Origin of the sequence: Paraburkholderia antibiotica (genome assembly GCF_012927125.1) — a bacterium.
Classification (GTDB): domain Bacteria; phylum Pseudomonadota; class Gammaproteobacteria; order Burkholderiales; family Burkholderiaceae; genus Paraburkholderia; species Paraburkholderia antibiotica.
The window spans coordinates 127,841-152,570 of the sequence record NZ_JABBFZ010000014.1 but is presented as its reverse complement, the minus strand read 5'-3'; the positions used below and the strand labels follow the sequence as shown (position 1 = coordinate 152,570).

The following is a 24,730-nucleotide window of genomic DNA, read 5'->3' as shown; positions in this document are numbered from 1 at the left end:
CGACCATCCTATGAATAGTCCCAAATCCGCGGCCTTCAGCGAGCTGCCGCTGCCGCCCGCCACGATCGCGAACCTCACGCAGCTCGGCTACGTCGAGATGACGCCGATCCAGGCCGCGAGCCTGCCGATCGCGCTCGCCGGCCAGGATCTGATCGCGCAGGCGAAAACCGGCAGCGGCAAGACCGCGGCGTTTTCGCTGGCGCTGCTCGCGCGGCTCGATGCCCGTAAGTTCGACACCCAGGCGATGGTGCTGTGCCCGACGCGTGAACTCGCCGATCAGGTCACGCAGGAAATCCGCCGTCTCGCGCGCGCGGAAGAAAACATCAAGGTGCTGACGCTGTGCGGCGGTACGCCGATGCGCCCGCAAACGGCGAGTCTCGAACACGGTGCGCACATCGTGGTCGGCACGCCGGGCCGCATCATGGATCACCTCGAACGCGGCACCCTCGTGCTGCAGGGGCTGAACACGCTGGTGCTCGACGAAGCCGACCGCATGCTCGACATGGGTTTCTTCGACGACATCGCGAAGGTCGCGCGCCAATGCCCGAAAGAACGGCAAACGCTGCTGTTCTCGGCGACGTACCCCGAGGGCATCGCGAAGCTGAGCCAGCAATTCCTGCGTAATCCGAAGGAAGTCAAACTGGCCGAGCGGCACGACGACAGCAAGATCCGTCAGCGCTTTTACGAAGTCAGCGAAGACGAGCGTCTGCACGCGGTCGGTCTGTTGCTGAATCACTATCGTCCGGTCAGCACGATCGCGTTCTGCAACACCAAGCAGCAATGCCGCGATCTGCTCGACGTGCTGCGCGCGCAGGGCTTTCATGCGCTCGCGCTGCACGGCGAGCTCGATCAGCGCGAGCGCGATCAGGTGCTGATCCAGTTCGCGAACCGCAGCTGTTCGGTGCTCGTCGCGACCGACGTTGCCGCACGCGGCCTCGACATCGCGCAACTCGAAGCGGTGATCAACGTCGACGTGACGCCGGATCCGGAAGTGCACACGCACCGTATCGGCCGCACGGGTCGTGCCGATCAGGAAGGCTGGGCGCTGAGTCTCGCGAGCATGGACGAGATGGGACGCGTCGGCGGGATCGAGCAGGCGCATAAGCGCGACGTCGAGTGGCACAAGCTGGCCGAGCTGAAGTCGGACAGCAACGAGCCGCTGCTGCCGCCGATGGAAACGCTGCAGATTCTCGGTGGCCGCAAGGACAAGATCCGTCCCGGCGATGTGCTCGGCGCGCTGACCGGCGACGCCGGTTTCGCGGGCTCGCAGATCGGCAAGATCAACGTGACCGACATGTCGACCTATGTCGCGGTGGAGCGCAGCATCGCGCGCGAGGCGGTGCGCCGGCTCAGCGCGGGCAAGCTGAAGGGCCGCAAGGTCAAAGTCCGGTTGATGGACGAGGACTGATTCAGCGAGGCCACGGCTGGCTGTCGAATCAGAAAGAAGCCCGACGACTCATGAAACGGCCGCATTCGCGGCCGTTTTCATTCGCGCGATTTTTGTCTTGCAAGCTCGTTTTCCGCGCGGTGTTCGGTGCATTCGATGCGATACGCGGTGAGATATCGCGCCACAAACCTCGCATCTCTCGGCGTCGCCGTGGCTCGACTGCCGCGACCGTTTGAACCGGGAGCGTACCCGGCATCACATTCCGTCATACCTGTGAAGTTTACCGCCTGCCTTGGACTGCCCGCCACGTCCCTGCAAATCCTGATTTCACCAACTCCACGCCGCGCCCGGCACATTCCCGCGAGTCATGAAGAAAACGCATGCCGCGCATGACAAAGTTTCGATTGTGACGATTAATTGGCTGATGCCTAATCACTGCACCGGAAGGACCGCCCCATAGCCGCCGCACGCGCGGCCGCGCGGGCTGAAGAAAGGAGAAAGTCTTATGCAGAGCGCCATGCAAGCCCGCTCGAAGTTGCCGGATGTCGGCACCACCATTTTTACCGTGATCGGCCAACTGGCCGCGCAGCACGATGCGTTGAACCTGTCGCAGGGTGCGCCGAATTTCGCGCCGGACGCCAAGCTCGTCGACGGTGTCGCCCAGGCGATGCGCGACGGTCACAACCAGTACGCGCCGATGGCCGGCATCATGGCGCTACGCGAAGCGCTCGCCGACAAAGTCGAAACGCTGTACGGCGTGCGCTACGACCCGGCCAGCGAAGTGACCGTGATCGCGAGCGCGAGCGAAGGTCTCTATTCGACGATCAGCGCACTCGTGCATCCCGGCGACGAAGTGATCTACTTCGAGCCGTCGTTCGACAGCTATGGCCCGATCGTGCGTCTGCAAGGCGCGACGCCGGTCGCGATCAAACTGTCGTTGAACGATTTCCGCGTGAACTGGGACGAAGTGGCCGCCGCGATCACGCCGAAGACGCGCATGATCATCGTGAACACGCCGCACAATCCGACCGCGACCGTGTTCAGCGAAGCCGATATCGAGCGGCTGAAGGCGCTGACGCGCAACACCGACATCGTGATTCTGTCCGACGAGGTCTACGAGCACGTCGTGTTCGACGGCGCGAAACATCAGAGCATGGCGTGCCATCGCGAGCTGGCAGAGCGCAGCGTGATCGTGTCGTCGTTCGGTAAGTCGTATCACGTGACTGGCTGGCGCCTCGGCTATTGCCTCGCGCCCGCCGCGCTGATGGACGAGATCCGCAAGGTCCATCAGTTCATGGTGTTTTCCGCCGACACGCCGATGCAGTACGCGTTCGCCGATGCGCTCGCGAATCGCGACAGCTACCTCGGGCTGTCCGCGTTCTATCAGCAGAAGCGCGATCTGCTCGCGCATGCGCTGCGCGAATCGCGCTTCGAACTGTTGCCGAGCGAAGGCAGTTTCTTTATGCTCGCGCGTTTTCGCGGCTTCTCCGACGAAAGCGACAGCGATTTCGTGCTGCGCCTGATTCGCGATGCGCGCGTCGCGACGATTCCGCTGTCGGCGTTCTATACCGACGGCACCGATTCCGGCCTGATCCGCCTGAGCTTCTCGAAGGACGACGCGACGCTGCTCGAAGGCGCGCGGCGTTTGTGCGAGATCTGAGCACGCGGCCGAACGCCGCGAGAGGCCCGCGCAAGGATTCGCAAACGGGCCGTGAAAGGCGGCATTTTTGAACGCAGTATGATCGTCGCGTTGCGATTCATCGGTAGATGAACGCGCGCGGCGACGCACTGGAAGTTATCGAAGCATTCGAAGAAAGAGGGGACCCGTGATGAAGTTGCTCCATTCTCTGTTGGCGCTGACCTGTGCCTGCGCGTCGCTGACCGCGTCGTTTTCCGCAAGCGCCGCCGATACCTCGACGCTGCGTTTCGGCCTCGAAGCGCAGTACCCGCCGTTCGCATCGAAAGGGTCGAACGGCGAGCTGCAAGGGCTCGATATCGACGTCGGCAATGCAGTCTGCGCGGCCGCGCACGTGACCTGCAAGTGGGTCGAGACCTCGTTCGACGGCCTGATTCCCGCGCTGCAAGGCCGCAAGTTCGACGCGATCAATTCGGCGATGAACGCGACCGAACAGCGCCGCCAGGCGATCGATTTCACGACGGTCGTCTATCGCGTGCCGTCGCAGTTGATCGTGCGTCGCGACAGCGGACTGCAGCCGACCCCGGCCTCGTTGAAGGGCAAGCGCGTCGGCGTGTTGCAGGGCTCGATCCAGGAGACCTTCGCGAAGGTGCATTGGGAGCCGCTCGGCGTGATCGTGCTGCCGTATCAGGATCAGAACCAGGTCTATACGGACCTGACCGCAGGTCGTCTCGATGGCACGCTGGTGCTCGCGCCTGCCGGCCAAACGGGTTTTCTGTCGAAGCCGGAAGGCAAGGACTACGCGTTTGTCGGCCAGCCGGTGCGTGACGACAAGATTCTCGGCAGCGGCATCGCATACGGTATTCGCAAGGGCGACACCGCGTTGCGCGATCAGTTGAACACGGCGATCGCGAAGGTGCAGGCCGACGGCACGGTGAAGACGCTGGCCGCGAAGTATCTCGGCAATATCGATGTGAGCGCGAAGTAAGTACGAAATAAGCGTGTGGTGTCTGACGGGCGGAGTCGTTGGCGAACGGCGTCGCCCGTTTGCTTGTTGTGCATGCGTTTGACGACTACGATACGTAGGCTTCGCGAAGGTGACGGCGAAGTCGACGGATCGAGCGGAGAGCGTATGAACGAGACGACTGAAGCGGCCAGCGAGGCGAACCACGCGTACACCCAAAGCGCGCACGCCAACAACGCAGCCGCGCCGCGCTTCTGGCGCAGCGACGCGCTGCCGTTCATCGAAGCACGTTCCATCGACGATGGCCGCAAGGTCTGCTACGCGAAGCATTCGCATGAAACGTTTTCGATCGGCGCGGTGACGGGCGGTCACAGCGTCTACCTGAACCGCCACGCGCGCGAATGGATCGGCGCGGGCGCGGTCGTGATGATGAACCCCGACGACGTGCATGCGTGCAATCCGGTTGCCGGCGAACGCTGGTCGTATCGGATGCTGCACGTCGACGTTGCGTGGTTCACGAAACTGCAGCACGAGCTCGGCTTCAGCGAGAACCACGCGTTTCGCGCGTTCTCGCAGATCATGACGCTCGACGCGACGTTGTTCGACGGCCTGAACCGCCTGTGCGCGATCCTCACCGATAACGATAGCGACACTGGCAGCGGCAGCGGCGCAGACACGTTGCGCAAGGAAAGCGCGGCCATCACGTTCTTCTCGGCCGTCCAGCAGAAATTCAACCCGGCCCGCGAGCTGCCCGAGCATGACGCGAGCGCCCAGCTCGTGCGCGCGGCCGAATTCATCGCCGACAACTGCACGCGCGCGCTGAAACTCGACGACATCTGCGCGGCGGCGGACCTCTCCGCATCGCATCTGATCCGCGCGTTCAAGCAGCGCTACGGCATGACGCCGCACGCGTATCTGATCAATCGACGCATCCAGTACAGTCGCGCGCAACTGCGGCGCGGTCGTCTGATCGCGGACGTCGCGCTCGATGCCGGTTTCGCCGATCAGGCGCATTTGCAGCGCACCTTCAAGCGGCTGGTGGCGGCGACGCCGGGGCAGTATCGCAGTTGAGTTTTGGCATTGTATTGCGTTGCAACCGCCGGCTGTAATTGCTGTTGCAAATGCCGTGATCGGAAGCCGCGCGAGCAAACCGCGCGATTCGACACGACTCGATGCGACACGCGCGCCGATTCACTCCATCAGCAGATACATCGCACTCACCGCCAGCAGCGCTGCCATCACCCGATTGAATACCCTGACCCGCTTCGCTTCGCGCAGATACTTGCGCAGAAACGTGCCGGCGTATGCCCAGCTCGCGATCGACAGATAGCAGATCACGAAATACAGCGCCGCGAATTGCCAGACGATCCGGCCGTCGCCGTTGCCCGCATATGCACCCATGCCGGCCAGCGACGCGAGCCATGCCTTCGGATTGAGCCATTGCATCGCCGCGCCATGCGCGAACGACGGTCCACGCGCCGGCTTGTCCGCGCTGAGTCGACCATTATCGACAGCGAGCTTGTAGGCCATATACAGCAGAAAGCCGACGCCAACCCATCGGACGATGGCGATCAGATCCGGAAAGCGCGCGAGCAATTCATGCAGGCCGAGGCCGATCAACAACAACAGGAGCGTGAAGCCGACCGTTGCGCCGGTCACGTGCCGCAGACTCGCAGCGAGCCCATGCTGCGCGCCGGCGCTGAGCGCCACGACGTTGACGGGGCCGGGGGAAATGGAGCAGGCGAGCGCGAAGGCTGCCATCGAAAGGAGTGCGGTCATTGGATGCCTCGAAACGTAAGTGCGCGAACAGATCGCGAGGCTCGACGTTAGCGAGGCGACGACAGCGTGTATTGAAGGAAATTGCTCGGAGAAAACCGCTCGGTGAATAAGCAGAGAAACCAGCAATGAAAACCGCCAGCCGGTTTTATATTTTGCGAATTCGCGCAAACGTTACCGGTAAAACGGATTTATTAAATTATCAGGTAAATGCTGCTGATTAACACCTATGATATGCCCCTATAAAGCAGACGATTAATTTGACCGATAAACAGGCTGAACGCCGTAACGGCGCGTCTGTTGCGACGGTGAAAATATCCGTTGTGCATAGATAGAAGAGAGTGCTATCTGCTGCGTTTGCTGTCGCAACAGTCCGCGTGAGCGCGGCCTTCGACGAACTGATGCGCGGCGCTGGAAACGTAGGGCACAGGATGGTGAAGAGAACGGGGCTGCCGCGCGTGCTGATCGCGCTGGCGGGAAGATTGCGGATGCGGCGCCATGGCGTGATTTACGCGGGATGCGGCGTGGTGCTGGCGATGCTCGCGCTGTGCGGCTATGCGCTGTATCAGAGCCGAGAGGATGCGCGTGCGCGCGCGCTCGATTCGTCGCGCGATGTCGCGACGATCACTGAGCGCGACATCGCGCGCAATTTCGAGTTGTACGCGTTGTCGCTGGAGGCCGTCGCCGATGGTCTCGCGCGGCCCGGCGTGCTGGACTCGCCGCGGCTGCGGCGCGAGATCCTGTTCGATCGTGCGGCCACCGGTCAGTACGTCGGCGCGATGGTCGTGATCGACGCGCAAGGCAACGTCGTGATGAATTCGGAGAGCGACGTGCCGCACGGCGGCAATCTGGCGGATCGTCCGTACTTCCGGATTCATCGCGATAACGCGCAACTCGGGCTCGATGTCAGCGCGCCGTACGACTCGCGGCTGCGGCCGGGCTCACGCAGTGTCGCGTTGAGCCGGCGCCTGTCGCGGCTCGACGGTTCGTTCGCCGGCATCGTCGCGCTTGGCGTCGATCAGGAATATTTCGCGAGCCTGTTTGCCGATCTGCGGATCGGCCAGCACGGTTCGGTGTCGATCATCAGAACGGACGGCACGATCATTGTGCGACGCCCCGACGATCGCGAGGTGACCGGGCGCAACATCGGCGGCACGGCGTTTTTCCAGCAACTGGTCGCGCAGGACGAGGGCAGCTTTGTCGCCGATTCGCCGCTCGATGGCGTCGAGCGGCTTTATTCGTTCCGGCGGATTCCGCAGTTGCCGCTGATCGTGCTGGTCGCCGAGTCGACCGCCGATATCTATGCGAGCTGGTGGCGGCGCGCGTTGACGATCGGTTCGCTGATGCTGATCTTCGGAATCGGCGTGGTCGTGCTGTCGGCCTGGCTCGGCGCCGAGTTGCGGCGGCGCCAGCGCGTGGAGCGGGAACTCGAACGGCTCGCTGGCACGGATGGACTCACCGGGCTGCATAACCGTCGCGCGCTGTGCGAGACGCTCGATCGCGAATGGCTGCGCGCGCGGCGTACGGGCAGCGTGCTGTCGCTGCTGTTCGTCGATATCGATCACTTCAAGGCGTACAACGACACGTACGGTCACCAGGCGGGCGACGCCGCGCTGACCGCGGTCGCGAGCTGCATCCGCACGGTGATCCAGCGGCCGGGCGATTGCGTCGGCCGGTACGGTGGCGAGGAGTTCATCGTGGTGCTGCCGGATACCGATGCGGCGGGCGCCACGGTGGTGGCCGAGAACATGCGGGCGGCGATCGGCGGGCTGGGGATCGCGCACAGGGGCTGCGAGTTCGGGCGCGTGACCGTCAGCATCGGCGCGACCACGTGGCGGCCGGATCTGGAGACGGATGTGAGCGTGGTGATCCGGGCCGCCGACGAGGCGCTGTATTCGGCGAAGGCGGGTGGGAGGAATAGGGTGGCGCAGGTGGGGATGGGGTGAGGGTTGTGTTCCGTTGCGTTCCGGTTCAATTCGGTTTGCCGAGATTGGCTCGCGGCTTGAGGCGTGAGGGCTCGCGGCTCGCGGCGAAAATGCAATGCGCTTTGATGGGCGCTATTACGCCAAGGGGCAATATGCATTTGGTCGAGCGCTCGTAGTAGACGCTCGACGTTCCTGGCAGCGTTTAGCTTGAAGGCGGCGAAGAGGGCTCGCTACGCCTGATCGGCACGAAGCCGACCTTCAGGCCGAACAGCTTCGCAATGCTGTTGAGCGACTCGACAGTCGGATTGCCGGTTCCGCGTTCGATGTCCTGGATGACCCGGCGGCTGACGCCTCGGTGCGCGGCGAATTCCGCCTGAGTCAGACCTGTCATCTGGCGCATCGCTTTCATCGCTTCGGGAATGCTCATATCGCCCTGGTTGATCCGGTCATAGAACGTGCGGCGCAGGGCGTTCTGCTCTTCACGGGTGGGGCGAATCCGACGGGGCATGCTCAGGCCTCCAACGGTTTAAGGGCTTGCAGTTGCCGCACCTGGGTATCGATGGGCTGCGTCAGGAACTCGATGATGTCGTGATCGACTCCTTGCGCCGCCATGATCTCGGGCAGACGTTCGATTTGCACGGCAAAGCGGCTCAACGCCTCGGCAAGCATCTGGCGCTCGTGGTCGGGGATCGGCAAGGCTGCGAGCACGTCGCCCCAGTCCGTCAACTCGGCCTTGGTATCCGGCCGATACCAGCGCAGCGCGCGCGGAATCAATTCGGGGTCGAGGTACATCGGCGCGAAGTCGAACAGCGGCGTGAGCTGGACCCGACCTTCGATCAATTGCACGGCCGTATTGCGGGCATGATTGTCGGTGTTGCGCATCGCCAGATTGAGCACGTCCCGCTTGATGAACTCGAGCGTTTCGGCGGCCGGGTCGCTGACCACCTTGCGGATGCCGGCCACGACCTCGAACAGACTCGGTCGTAGATCGAAGCCGGCCAGTCCCAGAATGGATGCCACGCTTTCCTGATGAAGGCGGATGACTTTTCCGTCGCGTGCAATCCGGTCAAAGCGCGGAATCAGCAGCACGTCGCCGTGTAGAGTCGGCAAGTCCGGATGGGTGCGGACGTCGAGTTCGGCTGCGACCCGCATGTAGGCCGCTTCATTGCGCAGGACTTTCTCGTCGGCCGCGCTGCTGCCGCGCGGTAGTTTGGCGATCAGGTGCTGGACGGCGTTGGCATCGGGCAGAACCGCGTCGCCGTGCAACAGGCCGGCGCGATCCCGCGTCAGCAGGTATTTCGGCGCCGCGCCTTGAACCCCGGTGGTGCCGGTGCCGAGCATCCCGTGCAGGAACATTCTTTCCGCGAAATCCGGACCGCGCATGACGACTTCGTCGATCGTCATGCCGGGCAATCCACGCGCGTCTGCGTGCCTTTCCACATGCTCGTCGAAGTATTTCACGGCCTCGGCGACGCGGATTCGACCGATCGGATTGAACGCGCCCGCGCAGATCAGCGGGAAATCCGCATCCGGACCGTCGGGTAGTTCGAGCTCGCCCAGCAGGAAGCGACGGCCGGCGCCCTGTGGGACGAGGTCGTAGGCGAACGCGGGCAGGCTCTGAGTCGCGCGGATCTCGAGATCGACAGGTTCGACCAGCGACACCGGGGCGTCCGGGTGATCGATCGCGTACTCGATCAGGTGATTCCACTGGCAAAGAGCTCCGTTGAGCTCGATTTGCGCGCAGTCGATCCAGTGATCGTCGAGGAATATTTGCAGGGTGCAATCCATGGGGCAACTCCTTGTGCCTCATAAATGTAGCATAAGAGGGGGCTGGAGCGGCTATGTGCTTCTTATAAGAGGTTTTTTTGGGTGAGGCGGTAGGATGTGGGGGGTGCTTGGGTCAGTATTCGGCTTCGTGGCGGAAACGAAAAAGGCTTGCGCAGATGGGCAAGCCTTTGAGTTTGCTGATGGTGGTGAGGGCTATTCGCGCAAAAGGCGCTTTAGCTCTTCAAGAAATGATTGAGCCGTGTAGCCGTGAGAGGTGATGGCAATCTCACGTTCAAAATTCGATTCAAATGCGTGGGCGAGATCTAATAATTGATGCCGCGCCTGGAGTCCTTCTACTTGGGACGCTAGAAAGCAAAAAGCCCGGTCATTCGACCGGGCTTTTTGCTTGATATCTTTGGTGGGGCGTGAGTGACTCGAACACTCGACCTACGGATTAAGAGTCCGCTGCTCTACCAACTGAGCTAACGCCCCCAACAGAAGCAAAAGTATGCCGGATCTTTTCGAGATTGCCAAGCCCCTTTTAGCAAATTTATTAAAAAACTCACATCGACAAAGTTGGAGTCTTCCTTCGCCATCACTGTCATCTCAAAAATATCGACGCGTCCAGGCGTCCCGGTATCATGTCGCGGACACGCTGACGCACGAAGCGTCGCGCGGCTTTCGACCGGGGATTGCCATGGATGACAAAGAGATTACCGAGCTGCTCGAACGAGTCCTCGCGCCTTGGGTCCGGGCGCTCACGCTAAAGCCGGTCAAGGTCGACGAGGAGGGCGTGACACTGCGTCTGCCGTTTTCCGGCGAGTGGCGTCATTCGGGCGGCATGATCAGCGGGCAGGTCTTCATGGCGGCCGCGGACACGGCGATGGTCGTCGCGATTACCGCCGCGCTCGGCGGCTTCAAACCGATGAGTACGGTATCGTTGAACATCAACTTCATGCGCGCGGTCCGCAAGGGCGACGTGCTGATCCACGCGCGCGTGTTGCGCATGGGCCGCAATCTGGTGTTCGGCGAAGTTGAGTTGTTCGAGGAAGGCGGCAACATGGCCGTCCACGCCACCACTACTTACGCGCTGCTCGACTGAACGCCCGGCGGTGCGCCCGCGTCGGTCGAAAGCGGCCACGCAACAGCCGATGCAGGCACAGCAAGGAAAAAGCAGCATGTTCGATCAGGTCGTATTCGCCGGCGGCGGCAATCGCTGCTGGTGGCAGGCAGGTTTCTGGGACGTCGTGCAGCCGCAACTCGATATCCGCCCACGTGTCATCACCGGAATTTCGGCCGGCGCCGCCACCGCGTGCATGCTCTACACACGCGATTCCGACTGGGTCATGCGCTATTACGAGGATGCGCTGCGCCACAATACGCGCAACGCATACTGGGGCAACCTGCTGCGCGGCGAATCGGTGTTTCCGCACTACCGGATCTACCGGCAGGCGCTGCTCGACATCTACGGCGAAAAGTTTTCGAAGCTCGCGGATGCGCCGGAAATTCGCATCGGCGTGTCGCATCTGCCGCGCTGGCTCGGCGCGCGTAGCGCGGTCGCGGCAGGGCTGGTCGCGTACAACATCGAAAAATACGTGCGCAAGGCGTTGCATCCGACCTTGGGTCGGACGCTCGGGTTTCATCCGGAATTCGTCCGTGCGCAGGATTGTGCGAGCGTCGACGAACTCGCCGATCTGATCCTGCAATCGTCGAGTACGCCGCCGTTCACGCCGGTTTTGCGGCGCAACGGTCGGCCCGTGCTGGATGGCGGGATGGTCGACAACGTGCCGGTCGACGCGCTGGACGCCGAGGCGCCCGGCAATGTGCTCGTGATGGTCACGCGTCTTTATCCGCGGCCGCAGATGTTCGTCGTGCCGCACGGCGTGCAGCAGCGCCTCTATGTGCAGCCGTCGCGCAAGGTGCCGATTTCGAGCTGGGATTACACGAGTCCATCGCAGATGGTGCACGCGTACAACCTCGGCCGCGCAGACGGCGAGGTGTTCCTCGAGCGCATCCCTGCGCTGCTGGAGGCGGGGGCGCACGAAGCGCGCTGAATCTTGCTGTTAAGTCTCGCCGAGTGACTCGCGCGAGCGAGCGCCATGCCGTCGGCTCTGCTGACGGCGCCCCAAGACGCCGCCGCCAGACCCGCCCGCGAATCAGCGCCGCCGACCACCCTGCAACGCTTCCGGATTCGCCACACTCGCGGTATCGCCCGCGTCGAACGCCAGAATGTTCTTGAACGCGGCGGTGAAATACAGCTCGTAGCTCTCGTGCTCCACATAGCCGATGTGCGGCGTGCAGATCACGTTTTCCATCCGCAGCAGGCTGTAGCCCTGCAGGATCGGTTCGCTTTCGTAGACGTCGATCGCAACCATCCCCGGGCGGTTATGCGACAGCGCGTTCACCAGCGCATTTTCCTCGAGCAGTTCGGCCCGGCTCGTATTCACGAGCAGCGCGGTCGGCTTCATGCGCATCAGATCGTCCTGTTTGACGATGCCGCGCGTGTCGTCGTGCAGACGCAGGTGCAGCGACAGCACGTCGCTGGTCTCGAACAGTTCTTCACGGCTTTGCGCGACACCATAGCCGTCGGCGCGCGCGGCTTCGCGCGAATGCTCGCGACCCCAGACCAGCACGTTCATGCCGAACGCCTTGCCATAGCCGGCCACCAGACGGCCGATCTTGCCGTAGCCCCAGATACCGAGCGTTTGACCGTGCAGCACCTGGCCCAAACCGAAGTTCGGCGGCAGTGCCGACGTCTTCAGTCCCGACTGCTGCCAGGCTCCCTGCTTAAGGTTTGCCACGTATTGCGGAATACGCCGTTGAGCAGCCATGATGAGTGCCCACGTCAGTTCGGCCGGCGCGACCGGCGAGCCGACGCCTTCGAGCACGGCGATGCCGCGCTCGGTACAGGCCGCGAGATCGATGTGGCTGCCGGCTTTGCCGGTCTGGCTGATCATGCGCAGACGAGGCAGTTTGTCGAGCAGTTGCGAGCTGATGCGGGTGCGTTCGCGAATCAGGACGAGAGCGTCGACCTCGGCCAGACGGCTCGCCAGTTGGCCGAGACCGCGCACGGTATTGTTGAAAACTTTTACCTCATGGTCGGCCAGCAATTGAAAGCAGTCGAGCTTGCGAACGGCGTCCTGGTAATCGTCGAGGATGGCAATCTTCATGGTATGTTTTTTGCGGCGCACCGCTGTGGTGCGATCGGAATGTTATGCTGACTGTCCCAGCATGTGACTTACATCACACGCTGGTCTGGCTGAATGCCTTACCGTAGAAGCTGTCGCACAAAAGAACGGCAGCACTGCGTGAAGGCGAATTGAGAACGTTTTTAGCAGTTTGTTGCGTGTTGAGGCAAGCCGCTTTACACAAGGTTGCAGAAGCCTTGTCGGTAGCGCGCCTCCGCCTGGCAAGCTGTTGTGGCCCAGGACGATCTGCGCAACGCGCGCCGGTAGTGTAAATCGACAGAATCGACACACCGGTGCGCTGAATGAATGCCTCTCGCACGCAGCGTTCCAAGGGCTTGTACCGTTTTTCCATTGCTTTCAAGACGGAGACAAGTCGATGAATCATCCCTCGTTCGAAGGGCAGCCCACTATTGAGGCGCCCACATGGGTCAAACACCGCAAGCTGATCGACTGGGTCCGGCGCATCGCCGCAGTGACCAAGCCTGAGAAAGTTGTCTGGTGTGACGGCTCGCAGGAAGAATACGACCGCCTGTGCGCGCAGATGGTCGAAGCGGGCACGATGAAAAAGCTCAACCCCGCCAAACGTCCCAATTCCTACCTCGCCTGTTCGGATCCCTCCGACGTCGCGCGCGTCGAGGACCGCACCTTCATCTGCTCGCAACGCGCCGAAGACGCGGGCCCCACCAACAACTGGATCGCCCCGGCCGAAATGCGCTCGACGCTCGACGGCCTGTTCGACGGCGCAATGCGCGGCCGCACGATGTACGTGGTGCCGTTCTCGATGGGCCCGCTCGGTTCGCCGATCGCGCACATCGGCGTCGAGTTGAGCGACAGCCCGTACGTCGCGACCAATATGCGCATCATGACGCGCATGGGCCGCCAGGTGTACGAGGTCCTCGGCGAAGACGGCGAATTCGTGCCGTGCGTTCATTCGGTCGGCGCGCCGCTCGCGGCCGGCGAAAAAGACGTGCCGTGGCCGTGCAACAAGACCAAGTACATCGTGCATTTCCCCGAATCGCGCGAAATCTGGAGCTACGGTTCGGGCTACGGCGGCAACGCGCTGCTCGGCAAGAAATGCTTCGCGTTGCGCATCGCATCGACGATGGGCCGCGACGAAGGCTGGCTCGCCGAACACATGCTGATTCTCGGCGTGACGTCGCCGGAAGGGCGCAAGCATCACGTCGCGGCGGCGTTCCCGTCGGCGTGCGGCAAGACCAACTTCGCGATGTTGATTCCGCCGGCGGGCCTGAACGGCTGGAAAATTTCCACGATCGGCGACGATATCGCGTGGATCAAGCCGGGCAAGGACGGCCGCCTGTACGCGATCAACCCGGAAGCCGGCTACTTCGGCGTCGCGCCGGGCACGAGCGAAAAGACCAACTACAACGCGCTCGCCACGCTGAAAGAAAACGTGATCTTCACGAACGTCGCGCTGACCGACGACGGCGACGTCTGGTGGGAAGGCATGACCGACGTGCCGCCCGCGCACCTGATCGACTGGCAGGGTCACGACTGGACGCCGGCGATCGCGAAGGAAACCGGCCGCAAGGCTGCGCATCCGAACGCGCGTTTTACGGCACCGGCTTCGCAGTGCCCGTCGATCGATGCGGACTGGGAAAATCCGGCAGGCGTCGCGATCGATGCGTTCATCTTCGGCGGCCGTCGTTCGACCACCGTGCCGCTCGTCACCGAAGCGCGTAACTGGGTCGAAGGCGTCTACATGGCGGCAACGATGGGCTCCGAGACGACCGCGGCCGCAGCCGGCCAGCAGGGCGTGGTGCGTCGCGATCCGTTCGCGATGCTGCCTTTCTGTGGCTACAACATGAGCGACTACTTCAGCCACTGGCTGAAGACTGGCGAGCGTCTGGAGCAACTGAACGCGAAGCTGCCGAAGATTTTCTGCGTGAACTGGTTCCGCAAGGGCGCGGACGGCAAGTTCGTGTGGCCGGGCTTCGGCGAGAACATGCGTGTACTGAGCTGGATGGTCGGCCGTATCGAAGGCAGCGCGCAAGGCGAGGAGCATGCGTTCGGCGTGTCGCCGCACTATGACGACCTCGACTGGAGCGGCCTGAACTTCAGCCGCGAGCAGTTCGAGCAGGTCATTTCCGTCGACGACGCTGCATGGCGCGACGAACTCGCGCTGCACGCGGAGTTGTTTGACACGTTGCAACAGGGTCTGCCGCCGGCCTTGACCAATGCCAAACGCGCGCTCGAGGAGAAACTCAGCGCTTGATCATGTGAGTGTTCACTTCGCATGCAAAGCCGCCTTCGGGCGGCTTTTTCTTTGATGGATCTACCGTTTCCGTCGATTTTTTCTGTTTCCGCAATACCGGGGTGACCTTTGCGTCTGTTCGAACAAAAAAGACAGTGCAAGCTGCGGCGCAGCAGATTATTCTAATTTTTAGAATAATTGGCGGTCGGGCCCCGCTTCTGTCGGCACAGTCGCATCAAAATTGACAATATTTCGAGTTTTGAAGGCAACTTATGCACGAAGTTGCGAGTCGTAGGAGAATTCCAAGTTCGCTTCACTGGTTTTCACTAATTGTCAGGAAGCAGTAACACGGCAGGAGTTGTCCTATGGATCATTTGCAGTCGATGCGAGTTTTCGTCAAGGTGGCGGATCTCGGCAGTTTTGCCCGCGCCGCGAGCGCGATGGATATTTCCAACGCGGTCGCTACCCGCCACGTTGCCGACCTCGAAGGCCGTCTTGGTACGCGGCTGCTCAATCGCACAACCCGCAGCTTGTCGCTGACCGAATCCGGTCAGGTCTACCTTGAGCGCGCCCGTCAGATTCTCGACGAACTGGAAGACGTCGAACAGATGGTGGTCGCTCGCAATCACGAACCCGTCGGTACGCTGCGCATCGTCGCGCCCGTCGTGTTTGGGCTGCATAACCTCGCGCCCGTGCTGCAAACGTACGCGGAGCGCTACCCGAAAGTCATCCCGGACGTCACGCTGGTCGATCGTCAGGTGGATCTGGTCGAGGAAGGCTTTGACGTCGGCGTTGTGATCGCGCGGCAAATGCGCAGCGCAAGCATTGTCACGCGGCGCTTGACTACCGGTTGCATGACCGTCTGCGCCACGCCGGCCTATCTGGAAAAGCACGGCACGCCGACGCGTCCCGAACATCTGCTCGAGCATCCGTGCCTGAGCCTGCCGTCCGAATACTGGGGCGACGAGCGCGTGTTCACGGGGCCGGAAGGCGAAGTGCGGGTGCGGCCGTCGAACGTGATCGTCGCGAACAACACCGAAATGCTGCGGCAGTTTGCGCTGCTGGGTATGGGCATCGCGATTCTGCCGAGCTATCTGATCGGTCGTGACATGACCCGTGGCCGGCTGGTGCGTCTGCTCGGCGACTATCGTCTGCCGCAGGTCGAGATCAACATCGCGTATCCGAGCCGCCGTCACCTGCCGGCCAAGGTGCGCACGTTCATCGACCATCTGGTCGAGCACTTCAACCAGACGCCGAACAGCCAGCTGGGCGAGCAGTGGATCAAGGATGGCGTCGAACGGCCGGCCGTGTCGGGTGCCTTCGATTCCACCGAATCGCGCGCGCCGGAAGCGTTCGACGGTGCCGAGCCGCTGTCGCGTCTGCTCGATAGCGAGCTGTCGCCGGTAGCGAAGACGCTGACGAAGACGAACCGTACGCGGCCGACGGCCTTGTCGCCGCTTTAAGCTGAATGCCGAAGCCCCTCGCAAAGCGAGCGGGCGAGGAAATTAAAAAGGCGCAGTCACTTCAGGTGACTGCGCTTTTTTCATGGGCGAAGGATCGGCGGATCCTGGCTGTATCACGCAAATCCGCCGCCCGGCGATCGATGCTGCTCACGCAGCCCGTCGCCGGTATCAAGGCGAGAATTACGAGCCGGTTTTACGCGCCACGGTTTTCTTCGCAGGCGCTTTCTTGGCAGCCGCGGTCTTGGCAGCGGGCGCTTTTTTCGCCGCTACCTTCTTCGCGGCCGGCTCGGCCTTCACTGCGACGGCGGTATCGCCATCGTCTTCCGGCATTGCCTTCGCCGCGGAGCGAGCCGCCGAAGTCTTGGCCGCCGCGGTTTTCCCCGCTGCGGGCTCTTTCTTCTCGAACTCGAAGCCGATCTTGCCATCGCTCTGCTTGACGAGGAACGCCTTGAAGTTACGACCCGTACGCGACGACTTGAAGTTCGTCAGCAGGTCGGTGCGGCCTTCCTCGAGCAGTTTGGCCATCTGCTCGCGGGCGATTTCCTGCTGCAGGATCACCTTGCCCGAGCGGAAGTCACAGCTCTTCGGATTCGCGACCGAGTTCTCGCAGACGTAGCTCATACCGTGCTCGAACACGCGGCCCTTGCACTTCGGGCATGCGCCGACCGGCTGCTGATCGGAGAAATCGGGCGGTTCGCCGTCTTCGCCGGCCGCATCCTGGCCGAAGTCGAATTCGAGCTTGTAGTTCTTGATCTCGTCGTCGAGCGACAGCTTGAGGATCGCCGAGAACGGCCGCCCCATCTTGCTGCGGAAACCCGACAGCGGTCCGATCGTCTTGTTCTGCAGCAGCTCTTCGACTTCTGCGATTTCGAACTGACGGCCGCCCGGAATCTTGGAGATCGAGAACTCGCACTTCGAGCACGCGAAGCGCCGGTAATTTTCCTTCACCTGGCCGCCGCAATTCGGGCAAGGTGTTTGCAACGTCGCGTAATCGCCCGGGATCGTGTCCGAATCGTATTCCTTCGCGCGCTTGACGATGGTTTGCGTCATGCGTGCGATTTCCTGCATGAACGCGTCGCGCGGGAGGTTGCCGCGCTCCATCTGCGACAGCTTGTATTCCCACTCGCCGGTCAGTTCCGGCGCGGTCAGCTCCTTCACGCCGAGGCCGCGCAGCAGCGTCATCAGCTGGAAGGCCTTGGCCGTCGGAAACAGGTCGCGGCCTTCGCGGATCAGATACTTTTCCGTGAGCAAACCTTCGATGATCGCCGCGCGCGTGGCCGGCGTGCCGAGCCCCTTGGCCGCCATCGCTTCGCGCAATTCGTCGTCCTCGACCAGCTTGCCCGCGCCTTCCATCGCCGACAGCAGCGTCGCTTCGTTGTAGCGTGCGGGCGGCTTCGTCACCAGTTGCTGGGCGGCGATCTTGTCGGTCTTGACCTTCTCGTCCTTCTGCACCGGCACCAGGTTCGCGTCGTCGCCGCTGGTTTCGCGGCCGTAGATCTGTAGCCAGCCCGGCTCGACCAGCACCTTGCCTTCGGTCTTGAAGTGATGGCCGACCACTTCGGTGATACGCGTCGTGACGCGGTATTCCGCAGCGGGGAAGAACACGGCGAGGAAACGCTTCACGACGAGGTCGTAGAGCTTCTGTTCCGGCTCGGACAGGTTCTTCGGCGCCTGCAGCGTCGGGATGATGGCGAAGTGATCGCTGATCTTCGAGTTGTCGAAGATGCGCTTGTTCGGCTTCACCCAGCCCTTGTCGAGCGCCTGTTTCGCGAACGGCAGGTAGTTGTTGCTCTCCTTGAGCATGCCGAGCGTCTGCTTGACCGTGTCCAGATAGTCTTCCGGCAGCGCGCGCGCGTCGGTTCGCGGATAGGTCAGCACCTTGTGCTTTTCGTACAGCGCCTGTGCGAGGCCCAGCGTGTTCTTCGCCGAGAAACCGAAGCGGCCGTTGGCTTCACGCTGCAGGCTGGTCAGGTCGAACAGCGCCGGCGAGAGCTGCGTGGATGGCTTCGACTCTTCGGTCACCGTGCCGAGCTGGCCGCGGCAGGCCGCGACGATCGTCTCGGCCGCGGGCAGCGCCCACAGACGCGAGTCGCGCTTTTCCGGGTCGAATTCGTCGCGCTTGAATTTCGGGTCGTACCAACGGCCTTCGTAGAAACCGCCCGCGCAGACGAACTCGGCTTTCACTTCCCAGTAGTCGCGCGGCACGAAGCGGCGAATCTTCTCTTCGCGCTCGACGACGATCGACAGCGTCGGCGTCTGCACGCGCCCGACCGTGGTCAGGAAGAAGCCGCCGCCCTTGCTGTTGAACGCGGTCATCGCGCGGGTGCCGTTGATACCGACCAGCCAGTCGGCTTCCGAGCGGCAGCGTGCCGCGTCGGCGAGCGGCTGCATCTCTTCGTCGCTACGCAGACGCGCGAAACCGTCGCGGATCGAGCCGGCCGTCATCGATTGCAGCCACAGCCGCTGCACCGGTTGCTTTGCCTTCGCGTGCTGCGCGATCAGGCGGAAAATCAGTTCGCCCTCGCGCCCCGCGTCGCATGCGTTGATCAGACGGTCGATGTCCTTACGCTTGATCAGCTTCGTCAGCACCTTCAGGCGCGACTCGCTCTTCGCGATCGGATTCAGATCGAAGTGCGGCGGAATGACGGGCAGGTTGGCGAAGCTCCACTTGCCGCGCTTGACTTCGTAGTCGTCGGGCGCGGCGATTTCCAGCAGATGGCCCACTGCCGAGGAAAGGACGTAGTCGTCGCTTTCGTAGTATTCGTCATGCTTGGTAAAGCCGCCCAAAGCGCGCGCGATGTCGTTCGCGACGGAAGGCTTTTCGGCGATGATCAGTGCTTTGGACATGACTCGATGTGAGGTTGGTAGATCCGGGTGGGTGGCCTTGCGCTCGCCAAAATGGCGCGCGATGCTCGTTTGCGACCTGTTTCGACCCATTAACGACCGCTTTATAGCACAAGGCGCGAAGCGGTCGTGTCAACTCTTTTGAAAGCGCGCCATCATAAGTGCGTGCCGCGCGGTTGATCAAGCTGTGGCAAACGCCGCGGGCGCACGGCTTTGCCGGCTATGCGGCGGTTCCTTGCCGCGATGTTGCAACACACGCGCTGCGAGCTCCGCGCGATGCTGCCTGGCGCTGCGAATGCCGCTGTCAGGCGACCGCCAGGGCGGGCCGCAACTTCGGCGCGCCGGTTACGCCAGGCAGCGCCGTCAGGTCCGACAACATCCGCTCCACGATCGACACCTGCGGCAAAACCGTACCGAAGAATCGTGTCGTCACCGAGTCTTCGATCAGGATCGTCGGGAAATTCTCGACGTCCAGATCGTCGAAGCGGTCCGCATGGGTTTCGATGTCGATCCACGCGAAACAGACCTCCGGGTGCCGTTCGGCCAGCCGGTTGAAAGCGTCCCGGTACTCGCGACACGTCCCGCACCACTCCGCGCAGAGGCAGGCGACGAACAACGTGTCGGCTTCGTTGACGCGCTCGGCGATCCGGTCCTGATCGGTGTCGAGATTCAGCGCGGGCATGAGACGGTTTCCTTATGTACTTTGGCAGATGCTTTGGCGCGAATGTAGCATGGCCGGTCCCGAAGGGTGGCCAATGCCCATTGACGCGGGTCAGTTGTCGCTCAGGCACGATGAGCTCGCATGAAGCGTCCGCCGGGCAGCAGCGTGACCTCGCCGGCGAGTTCGAGCTGCAGCAACGTGGCGTGCAATGCGGCGTCTTCCATCTCGGTGCGGGTGGCAAGAATTTCAAGCGACGTCGGTGCGTGGCCGAGTGCGGCGAGCAGGCGCTCGGCTTCAGGGGCGAGCGGCGGCTTGGGGCGTGGAACGCACGGGACCGCTTCCGCAAAGGGGGCGGTCGGCTGTGGTGGGGCTGCCACAGAGGCAGACCCGGGCTCGCGCAGGAGCGGAAGCCGCGAACCGGTCACGTCCAGCGCAACGCTTCGTTTCACTTCCCGCTTTGCTGCGCGCTCGCTGCGCATCGCCGGACGCTTCGCGAAACCCAGTTCTTCCAGGACCTCGTCCGGTGTTTCCACCAGACGCGCGCCTTGCTTGATCATCCGATGACATCCGCGCGACAGCGGCGCGTGAATCGAGCCGGGCAGCGCGAACACGTCGCGCCCCATTTCGTTGGCGAGCCGCGCGGTAATCAGCGAGCCCGAGCGCATTGCTGCCTCGACGATCACGACGCCGCTGACCAGCCCGGCAATCAGCCGATTCCGCTGCGGGAAATTGGCGGCGCGCGCCGGCGTGCCGAGCGGCCATTCGGAAACGACCGCACCTTGCACCGCGATCTGCCGCGCGAGCGCGTGATGCGCGGCTGGATACACGAGGTCCGCGCCGGTGCCGATTACCGCGACCGTCCCGCCGATGCCTTCGAGTCCGCCCCGATGCGCGGCGCCGTCGATGCCGAGCGCAAGCCCCGAGACGACCGTCACGCCTGCCGCCGACAGTTCGCGCGCAAACCGCTGCGCGTCCTCGAGGCCCTGCGGCGTCGCGCTGCGGCTGCCCACCAGCGCGACCGCCCGCGTATGCAGCAGATCGAGTCGGCCCTTTATATATAGCAGCGGCGGCGGGTCGGGCATCGTCAGTAGCGCGGGCGGATACGCGGGGTCGTCGAGCGTGACGACCTGGTTGCCTGGTAATTCGAGCCACGCGAGCACGGCATCGAGCTGGCCTTCGAAATCCGCGCCTGGCGGCGTCAGTACCGCGCGCGCGGCGGCCTCGCCCGCAACCTCGACGAGCGCTTCCGGCGCTTGCGTAAAAATCGACTCCGGCAACCCGAATGCGCCAAGCAGCAGACGCAGCGCGGCGGGCTTCAGTCCCGGCGCGAGCGACAGCCGCAGCCAGGCGGCCAGTTCGATACGGGTTGCGGGCAAAGTGTGCATGCAGATCGCTCCTCTGGCGGGGCCTGCGGGCAGGCCGTCACCATGCTAGAATTTTCATCATCCGAAATAACTGCAACGCCGCGCCTGTTCGCGCGGGTTCGTCGTTGGGCGCACGGGGCGCGTTGAATCGAACCGGTTCGACATCATCTATCCTCTGCGTATTACGACGGGCTCACAAGCTGGCCGAATGGCCAACGCGAGCGCTCCTTTGCCTGGCGGCGTCAAAAACACACTCAAAATCATGGCTTTACTGAACATCCTCAACTACCCGGACAAACGGCTGCACAAGGTGGCGAAGCCGGTCGCGGAAGTCAACGACCGCATCCGCCGTCTCGTCGCGGACATGGCCGAGACCATGTACGGCGCGCCCGGCGTCGGTCTCGCCGCCACCCAGGTGGACGTGCACGAACGCGTGATCGTGATCGACGTGTCGGAAACGCACGACGAACTGCTCGCGTTCATCAACCCGGAAATCGTCTGGTCGAGCGACGAGAAAAAGCTCTCGGAAGAGGGTTGCCTGTCGGTGCCGGGCATCTACGACAACGTCGAGCGCGCTGAAAAAGTGCGCGTGCGCGCGCTGAACGAAAAAGGCGAAACCTTCGAGATCGATTGCGAAGGGCTGCTCGCCGTGTGCATCCAGCATGAAATGGATCACCTGATGGGCCGCGTATTCGTCGAATACCTCTCGCCGCTCAAGCAGACGCGCATCAAGAGCAAGATGAAGAAGCTCGCCCACGCGATGTAACGCGTGTTCACCTTGCTTACCGCTGCCCATTCATGAGTCATTCGTTGCGCGTCATCTTCGCCGGTACGCCGGAATTCGCCGCGGCCGCGCTGGCCGCGATTCATCGCGCCGGTTTCCCGGTGCCGCTCGTGCTGACCCAGCCGGACCGTCCCGCTGGACGTGGCATGAAGCTGCAGGCAAGCCCGGTCAAGCGCTACGCGCAGGAGCACGGGCTCGCGGTCGCGCAGCCCACGTCGCTGCGCCGCGCCGGCAAGTATCCGCAGGAGGCTGCCGCCGCGATCGACCAGTTGCGCGCGACGCCGCACGACGTGATGGTGGTCGCCGCCTACGGGCTGATCCTGCCGCAGGAAGTGCTCGATATTCCGCGCCACGGCTGCATCAACATTCATGCGTCGCTGCTGCCGCGCTGGCGCGGCGCGGCGCCGATTCATCGCGCGATCGAGGCGGGCGATGCGCAAACCGGCATCACGCTGATGCAGATGGACGCTGGTCTCGACACTGGCGCGATGATTTCCGAAGTGCGTACCCCCATTGCCGCCACCGATACCACCGCCACACTGCACGACCGCCTCGCACAGGATGGCGCGCAGTTGATCGTCGACGCGCTGCTCGAACTCGAGCGCAGCGGCACGCTCGCCTCGACGCCCCAACCGGCCGATGGCGTGACCTACGCCGAGAAAATCGCCAAGCACGAGGCGGCGCTCGACTGGCGCCGGCCTGCCGATGCGCTCGCCCGTCAGGTGCGTGCATTCGATCCGTTCCCGGGCGGCGCGGGCACGCTCGAAGACGGCAGCCTCGTGAAGATCTGGGCGGCTGCTGCCATGACCGCACCGGCTGCCTCCGGCGACAAGGCGCCGGGCACGATCCTCGAGGTCTCGCCGGAAGGCGTCGTGGTGGCTTGCGGCGAAGGCGCGCTGCGTCTGACGCAATTGCAGAAACCCGGCGGCAAACGCCTGCCGGTGCGCGAATTTCTGGCCGGTTCGACACTCGCCGCCGGCCAGCGCTTTCAGGTTCCGGAAGCAGGATAACCGTGTCGCGTAGGGTCTGAACATCGTCCGTTCGGCCGATGTTCGTTGCGCTCGCCGAGCGCTCGCGGCGCGTTAGAATCCTCTATGCAACAGGTAAAGTTTCGAGGGTTCATCACATGTTCGGCATCGTCCATTTCGAGTTTTTCGTCGTCGCGGTTTTTCTTCTGAACGTCACGCCGGGGCCGGATACGGCTTATATCGTCGGGCGCAGCGTCGCGCAGGGCCGCGGCGCGGGCCTGATGTCGGCGCTCGGCATTTCGGCGGGCTGCTGCATTCACTCGCTGGCTTGTGCGTTCGGTCTGACCGCGCTGCTGGCCGCGTCGACCACGGCGTTTACGGTCATCAAATTCGTCGGCGCGATGTATCTGATCTATCTGGGCGTGCGCCTCATTTTCGCGAAGCCGGCCGCCGATGCGCCCGTCGGCGACACACGCTCGCCGTCCGCGCCGAAGTCGTTGCGGCAGCTGTTCCTGCAAGGCTTCTGGACCAACGTGCTGAACCCGAAGGTGGTGCTGTTCTTCGTGTCGTTCTTCCCGCAATTCGTCGCGACCGGCAGCGAGCACAAGACCTTCGCGTTCCTGACGCTCGGCGCGGTGTTCGTGCTGATGAGCATGGTCTGGAACAGCTTTGTCGCGTGGATCGCGGGCAGCGTCACGCAGCGCTTTTCGGGTAAGCCGTCGGTCAAGCGCTGGCTCGATCGCGGCGTCGGCAGTGCGTTTGTCGGCCTCGGAATCAAGCTGGCCACCGCGTCGCGCTGATTGAATTTTCCTGTACAGCCCATATTTAACAGTTCGCTTACACTCTCGGGCGCCGCGATTACGCGGCATGGAGACGAAGCCCACGCTTGGGGCAAGGAGTTGCAGACATGTTTAACTGGGTAAAAACCGCGATGCTGATGGCCGCCATCACGGCCCTCTTCATCGTGATCGGCGGGATGATCGGCGGGTCGCGCGGCATGATGATCGCGCTCGTGGTCGCCCTCGGGATGAATTTCTTCTCGTACTGGTTTTCCGACAAGATGGTCCTGCGCATGTACAACGCGCAGGAAGTCGACGAAAGCAGTGCGCCGCAGTTTTATCGCATGGTGCGCGAGCTGGCCACGCGCGCGAATCTGCCGATGCCGCGCGTCTACCTGATCAACGAAGACGCGCCGAACGCGTTCGCCACTGGCCGCAATCCGGAGCATGCGGCGGTCGCGGCGACCACCGGCATTCTGCGGGTGCTGTCCGAGCGCGAAATGCGCGGCGTGATGGCGCACGAACTCGCGCACGTGAAGCACCGCGATATTCTGATCTCGACGATTTCGGCGACGATGGCCGGCGCGATTTCCGCGTTGGCGAATTTCGCGATGTTCTTCGGTGGCCGCGACGAAAACGGCCGTCGTGCGAACCCGATTGCGAGCATTGCGGTCGCGCTGCTTGCGCCGCTGGCGGGCGCAATGATCCAGATGGCGATTTCGCGTGCCCGTGAATTCGAGGCTGACCGTGGCGGCGCGCAGATTTCCGGCGACCCGCAGGCGCTCGCCTCGGCGCTCGACAAGATCCATCGCTATGCGAGCGGCATTCCGTTCCCGACTGCCGAGGCGCATCCGGCCACCGCGCAGATGATGATCATGAATCCGCTGTCGGGAGGCGGTATCGCGAATCTGTTCTCGACTCACCCGGCGACCGAGGAACGCATCGCGCGTCTGATGGAAATGGCGCGTACCGGGCGCTTCGACTGAGTTGTCGGGCCGTCTGGCTCGGCAAG

General features: G+C 63.0%; 21 protein-coding genes and 1 tRNA gene. 13 read left to right on the top strand and 9 right to left on the bottom strand.

Going from position 1 to position 24,730, the window contains the following annotated elements:
• Nucleotides 1–10: 10 nt before the first annotated feature.
• The 4 genes from dbpA to HHL14_RS21875 all read left to right on the top strand — a co-directional run bounded on the left by dbpA (nucleotide 11) and on the right by HHL14_RS21875 (nucleotide 5,058).
• Entirely contained in the window at nucleotides 11–1,408 is a 1,398-nt protein-coding gene (gene dbpA, locus HHL14_RS21890) for an ATP-dependent RNA helicase DbpA (RefSeq protein WP_169499699.1), read from the top strand.
• A gap of 484 nt (nucleotides 1,409–1,892) precedes the next feature.
• Nucleotides 1,893–3,047, top strand: coding sequence for a pyridoxal phosphate-dependent aminotransferase (locus tag HHL14_RS21885; protein ID WP_169499698.1), 1,155 nt, complete (start codon nucleotides 1,893–1,895; stop codon nucleotides 3,045–3,047).
• Between the two features lie 169 nt (nucleotides 3,048–3,216).
• Nucleotides 3,217–4,011 carry an ABC transporter substrate-binding protein gene (locus HHL14_RS21880; RefSeq protein WP_169499697.1) on the top strand — a complete coding sequence of 265 codons (795 nt, stop codon included), beginning with the start codon at nucleotides 3,217–3,219 and terminating at the stop codon, nucleotides 4,009–4,011.
• 144 nt (nucleotides 4,012–4,155) lie between these two features.
• The gene (locus tag HHL14_RS21875; protein WP_169499696.1) at nucleotides 4,156–5,058 is read left to right on the top strand and encodes a helix-turn-helix transcriptional regulator; all 903 of its coding nucleotides are present in this window, start codon (nucleotides 4,156–4,158) and stop codon (nucleotides 5,056–5,058) included.
• 120 nt (nucleotides 5,059–5,178) lie between these two features.
• Here HHL14_RS21875 and HHL14_RS21870 read toward each other — a convergent pair whose 3' ends face one another.
• Complete coding sequence (locus HHL14_RS21870; protein ID WP_169499695.1) at nucleotides 5,179–5,766, bottom strand: LysE family translocator; 588 nt, start codon at nucleotides 5,764–5,766, stop codon at nucleotides 5,179–5,181.
• A gap of 428 nt (nucleotides 5,767–6,194) precedes the next feature.
• On the opposite strand from HHL14_RS21870, the gene HHL14_RS21865 reads away from it, so the two are divergent.
• Nucleotides 6,195–7,709: a sensor domain-containing diguanylate cyclase gene (locus HHL14_RS21865; RefSeq protein ID WP_169499694.1), complete on the top strand. Its 1,515-nt coding sequence runs from the start codon at nucleotides 6,195–6,197 to the stop codon at nucleotides 7,707–7,709.
• A gap of 181 nt (nucleotides 7,710–7,890) precedes the next feature.
• Here HHL14_RS21865 and HHL14_RS21860 read toward each other — a convergent pair whose 3' ends face one another.
• The 3 genes from HHL14_RS21860 to HHL14_RS21850 form a co-directional block, all read right to left on the bottom strand.
• Nucleotides 7,891–8,196 carry a helix-turn-helix domain-containing protein gene (locus tag HHL14_RS21860; protein ID WP_169499693.1) on the bottom strand — a complete coding sequence of 102 codons (306 nt, stop codon included), beginning with the start codon at nucleotides 8,194–8,196 and terminating at the stop codon, nucleotides 7,891–7,893.
• A gap of 2 nt (nucleotides 8,197–8,198) precedes the next feature.
• Nucleotides 8,199–9,476, bottom strand: a complete 1,278-nt coding sequence (locus tag HHL14_RS21855; RefSeq protein WP_169499692.1) for a type II toxin-antitoxin system HipA family toxin — start codon at nucleotides 9,474–9,476, stop codon at nucleotides 8,199–8,201.
• Between the two features lie 395 nt (nucleotides 9,477–9,871).
• Nucleotides 9,872–9,947 (bottom strand) — tRNA-Lys (locus HHL14_RS21850).
• Between the two features lie 205 nt (nucleotides 9,948–10,152).
• Between HHL14_RS21850 and HHL14_RS21845 the strand changes: the two genes are divergently transcribed.
• Both HHL14_RS21845 and HHL14_RS21840 read left to right on the top strand, forming a co-directional pair.
• Nucleotides 10,153–10,557 (top strand): PaaI family thioesterase, encoded by a 405-nt coding sequence (locus tag HHL14_RS21845; RefSeq protein WP_169499750.1) that lies wholly within the window; start codon nucleotides 10,153–10,155, stop codon nucleotides 10,555–10,557.
• Between the two features lie 76 nt (nucleotides 10,558–10,633).
• Nucleotides 10,634–11,509: a patatin-like phospholipase family protein gene (locus HHL14_RS21840; RefSeq protein WP_169499691.1), complete on the top strand. Its 876-nt coding sequence runs from the start codon at nucleotides 10,634–10,636 to the stop codon at nucleotides 11,507–11,509.
• Nucleotides 11,510–11,611: 102 nt separating this feature from the next.
• On the opposite strand, the gene HHL14_RS21835 is transcribed toward HHL14_RS21840, so the two are convergent.
• Nucleotides 11,612–12,625, bottom strand: coding sequence for a D-2-hydroxyacid dehydrogenase family protein (locus HHL14_RS21835; protein ID WP_169499690.1), 1,014 nt, complete (start codon nucleotides 12,623–12,625; stop codon nucleotides 11,612–11,614).
• 73 nt (nucleotides 12,626–12,698) lie between these two features.
• Entirely contained in the window at nucleotides 12,699–13,028 is a 330-nt protein-coding gene (locus HHL14_RS21830) for a hypothetical protein (RefSeq protein ID WP_169499689.1), read from the bottom strand.
• Between HHL14_RS21830 and HHL14_RS21825 the strand changes: the two genes are divergently transcribed.
• The gene (locus HHL14_RS21825) at nucleotides 13,020–14,876 is read left to right on the top strand and encodes a phosphoenolpyruvate carboxykinase (GTP) (protein ID WP_169499688.1); all 1,857 of its coding nucleotides are present in this window, start codon (nucleotides 13,020–13,022) and stop codon (nucleotides 14,874–14,876) included. The two genes, HHL14_RS21830 and HHL14_RS21825, sit on opposite strands and share 9 nt — an antisense overlap.
• Before the next feature lie 344 nt (nucleotides 14,877–15,220).
• A complete protein-coding gene (locus tag HHL14_RS21820; RefSeq protein WP_169499687.1) occupies nucleotides 15,221–16,318 on the top strand; it encodes a LysR family transcriptional regulator in 1,098 nt (365 codons plus the stop codon).
• A 180-nt stretch (nucleotides 16,319–16,498) separates the two neighbouring features.
• On the opposite strand, the gene HHL14_RS21815 is transcribed toward HHL14_RS21820, so the two are convergent.
• From HHL14_RS21815 to dprA, 3 genes are all read right to left on the bottom strand, one after another.
• Nucleotides 16,499–19,165: a DNA topoisomerase III gene (locus HHL14_RS21815; protein ID WP_169499686.1), complete on the bottom strand. Its 2,667-nt coding sequence runs from the start codon at nucleotides 19,163–19,165 to the stop codon at nucleotides 16,499–16,501.
• A 301-nt stretch (nucleotides 19,166–19,466) separates the two neighbouring features.
• A complete protein-coding gene (locus tag HHL14_RS21810) occupies nucleotides 19,467–19,844 on the bottom strand; it encodes a thioredoxin family protein (RefSeq protein WP_169499685.1) in 378 nt (125 codons plus the stop codon).
• Between the two features lie 101 nt (nucleotides 19,845–19,945).
• The gene (dprA, locus tag HHL14_RS21805; RefSeq protein WP_169499684.1) at nucleotides 19,946–21,208 is read right to left on the bottom strand and encodes a DNA-processing protein DprA; all 1,263 of its coding nucleotides are present in this window, start codon (nucleotides 21,206–21,208) and stop codon (nucleotides 19,946–19,948) included.
• 241 nt (nucleotides 21,209–21,449) lie between these two features.
• Here dprA and def point away from each other — a divergent pair, with 241 nt between their 5' ends.
• From def to htpX, 4 genes are all read left to right on the top strand, one after another.
• Complete coding sequence (gene def, locus HHL14_RS21800; RefSeq protein WP_169499683.1) at nucleotides 21,450–21,953, top strand: peptide deformylase; 504 nt, start codon at nucleotides 21,450–21,452, stop codon at nucleotides 21,951–21,953.
• A gap of 32 nt (nucleotides 21,954–21,985) precedes the next feature.
• Complete coding sequence (fmt, locus tag HHL14_RS21795; protein ID WP_169499682.1) at nucleotides 21,986–22,981, top strand: methionyl-tRNA formyltransferase; 996 nt, start codon at nucleotides 21,986–21,988, stop codon at nucleotides 22,979–22,981.
• A 116-nt stretch (nucleotides 22,982–23,097) separates the two neighbouring features.
• Nucleotides 23,098–23,739, top strand: coding sequence for a LysE family translocator (locus HHL14_RS21790; RefSeq protein WP_169499681.1), 642 nt, complete (start codon nucleotides 23,098–23,100; stop codon nucleotides 23,737–23,739).
• Between the two features lie 107 nt (nucleotides 23,740–23,846).
• Nucleotides 23,847–24,704 carry a zinc metalloprotease HtpX gene (gene htpX / locus HHL14_RS21785; protein WP_169499680.1) on the top strand — a complete coding sequence of 286 codons (858 nt, stop codon included), beginning with the start codon at nucleotides 23,847–23,849 and terminating at the stop codon, nucleotides 24,702–24,704.
• Nucleotides 24,705–24,730: the final 26 nt, after the last annotated feature.